Origin of the sequence: Segeticoccus rhizosphaerae (assembly GCF_009192725.1) — a bacterium.
Taxonomy (GTDB): domain Bacteria; phylum Actinomycetota; class Actinomycetes; order Actinomycetales; family Dermatophilaceae; genus Segeticoccus; species Segeticoccus rhizosphaerae.
Map to the genome: position 1 here is coordinate 1 of NZ_VOHR01000446.1, position 2,483 is coordinate 2,483.

Sequence of the window (2,483 nt, forward strand, 5' to 3'; positions counted from 1 at the left end):
CGAGCCGCAGGCCCTCGTAGGCAGCGGACAGCAGCCCCTCCGCGGTGACGGGGCCGCCGATCCGCACGCCGGCGGCCCAGTCGGGCAGCGGCACCTCCGGGAGTCGGACGAGCACCACACGGCCGGTCACCCCACCGCCCAGCACGACCACCATGGCCAGCCGCAGCACGATGGCGAGCAGGCCGATCGCGAGGAAGACCGCGAACGCGTTCGAACCGCCGATCTCCCGGCGCTCCAACACCGTCCAGGCCGCGACCGCGATGACCAGCAGCAGCAGGAACGGGTTGGTGGTGCGTGACGCGGCCGCGGCCAGGCCGACGGCCCAGACCCACCACGCGACAGGGTGGAGCAGTCGCGAGAGGGTGGGCCGGTCGGCAGCGGACAGCACGGGATCGTCGCCTCAGGGCTGCTGGCGGCGGCGCAGCGCGACGGCGCCCACGGCGAGCACTGCCAGGATGACGACCCCGACACCGACCCACGTGCCGGTCCCCGTGCCGGAGCCCTCGTCGGACCGGTCCTGGGACGCGCCGGCCTGGACGGATGCGTTGTCGCTGCTGGGGCTGCTGCTCGGCACCGCTCCGGCGGTTGACGTGGCGGTCGACGTGGCCGTGGACGTGGCGTCGGTGGACGGCGCGGGTGTGCTCGCCGCCTTGCCGGCGACCGTGAGCTGGACAAGCGTGTCGGGCTTCTTGGCCGCGGCAGACACGTCCTTGACCTCCTCGCCGCAGCCTTGGGCGGGATAGGCGTTGATGGCGCACACCAGGCCCTTCTGCGCGCGGACGTCGGCGACCGAAGCCAGCACCTCGTCACCGTGGGCCGCTTCGTCGACCTGCGCGCACTCGGCCACGGCGGCAGGAGGCTTGGCGCCGGCCGAACCGTCGGCAGGCCGCCCGTAGTCGATCACGACACCCACGCGCTTCTTGCCGTCGACGGCTGCGGTGTCACCGCAGATCTCTCCGAAGCTCGGAGTCGCCCGCGGGTCGCGGACGTCCTTGCTCGCGCCGGTGACGGCGAAGCGCCAGCCGTCGACAGAGCCGTCCTTGGGGGTGAGCTCGGCGGGCCCCTTGCTGGCGAAGGCCCATGCCCCGTCCTTGAGCTGGTAGTAGCCCCAGTAGCGGTAGGCCGCGGCGTGGGCCGGGCCGGCCGGCGCGAGCAGCATGGTGAACAGCGCCGCGAGCGCGGCTGCGACGAGCAGGATCACGAACGGGTGGCCTGCCCGGGCCTTCCGGACGGGGGCGGCAGTGGTGGCAACTGACATGTGCATTCCTCCTCACGGCCGGTGAGTGAGGCGCGGGACGGGACCCTGGGGCCCGCCCGAATCTCTGACTCCGGTCCGCGTTCCACGACGGATCTGATGTTGGAGCCGAGGGCCAGTGGCAGGTGCTCCGGCTTGCCGGCCCCGGGTGGTCACACCACGGGACACGGCCTACGGTTGCGGGTCAGCGCCGGACTTCGACCGGCTTCCCCTGATCACAGGCTTTCGGTGATCGAACCGTCCCACGTGGTCGGCGGGGTGTCAAAGGCGTCTCGAGGAGGAGGCACGCGTGGGTCGTGGCGGCGGAGGACTGCTGGTCGCCGGGACGACCTCGGACGCGGGCAAGAGCCTGGTGACCGCGGGGCTGTGCCGGTGGCTGGCGCGGGAGGGGGTGCGTGTCGCTCCCTTCAAGAGTCAGAACATGTCCAACAACTCGATGGTCTGCCCGGACGGTTCGGAGATCGGTCGGGCCCAGTGGCTGCAGGCGGTGGCCGCCCGGGCGACCCCGGAGGCGGCGATGAATCCGGTGCTGTTGAAGCCGGGCTCCGACCTGCGCTCGCACGTGGTGCTGATGGGCCGGCCCCACGGCGAGCTCGAGGCGGGGGAGTGGGCGACGAACCGGCGCGTTCTCGCGGAGCGCTCGTTCGAGGCCTACCGCGACCTGGCGGGCCGCTACGACGTCGTCATCGCCGAGGGGGCCGGCAGCCCGGCCGAGGTCAACCTGCGCGAGGGCGACTACGTCAACCTCGGCCTGGCCCGTTCGGCCGACCTGCCCGTCGTGGTCGTGGGCGACATCGACCGAGGGGGCGTCCTGGCCGCGATGTACGGCACGCTCGGCCTGCTCGACCCGGCGGACCGGGCCCACGTCCGCGGATGGATCGTGAACAAGTTCCGTGGCGACCTCGACCTGCTCCGGCCCGGTCTGTCGATGCTCGAGGAACGCACCTCACGCCCCGTGCTCGGTGTCCTGCCGTTCCTGTATGACGTGTGGCTGGACGGTGAGGACTCGCTCGCCGTGGCGGGGTGGTCCGGCGCCGACTCCGAGGGCGCATCCGAGCCGGCTGCCGCCGCGACACGGCCCGGCCCGACGATGACCGTTGTCGTGGTGCGGTTCCCGAGGGTCTCCAACACGACCGACGTCGACGCGCTGGCCGCCGAGCCCGGCGTCGACGTCCGGGTGGTGGCGGACCCCGACGCGGTGGCCCGGGCCGACCTGGTGGTCCTGCCG

Annotated in this window: 2 protein-coding genes, 1 pseudogene and 1 riboswitch; of the genes and pseudogenes, 1 reads left to right on the plus strand and 2 read right to left on the minus strand. The window is 72.9% G+C overall.

Features of this window, described 5'->3' with window-relative positions:
* Both FRW57_RS20405 and FRW57_RS20410 read right to left on the minus strand, forming a co-directional pair.
* Positions 1–388, minus strand: a pseudogene (locus FRW57_RS20405) (energy-coupling factor transporter transmembrane protein EcfT); the annotation flags it as partial.
* Positions 389–400: 12 nt separating this feature from the next.
* The gene (locus tag FRW57_RS20410) at positions 401–1,258 is read right to left on the minus strand and encodes an SCO2322 family protein (RefSeq protein ID WP_238999514.1); all 858 of its coding nucleotides are present in this window, start codon (positions 1,256–1,258) and stop codon (positions 401–403) included.
* Between the two features lie 100 nt (positions 1,259–1,358).
* A riboswitch (cobalamin riboswitch) is annotated at positions 1,359–1,490 on the minus strand.
* Positions 1,491–1,544: 54 nt separating this feature from the next.
* On the opposite strand from FRW57_RS20410, the gene FRW57_RS20415 reads away from it, so the two are divergent.
* A partial coding sequence (locus FRW57_RS20415) for a cobyric acid synthase (protein ID WP_152186916.1) occupies positions 1,545–2,483 on the plus strand: 939 nt, incomplete at its 3' end.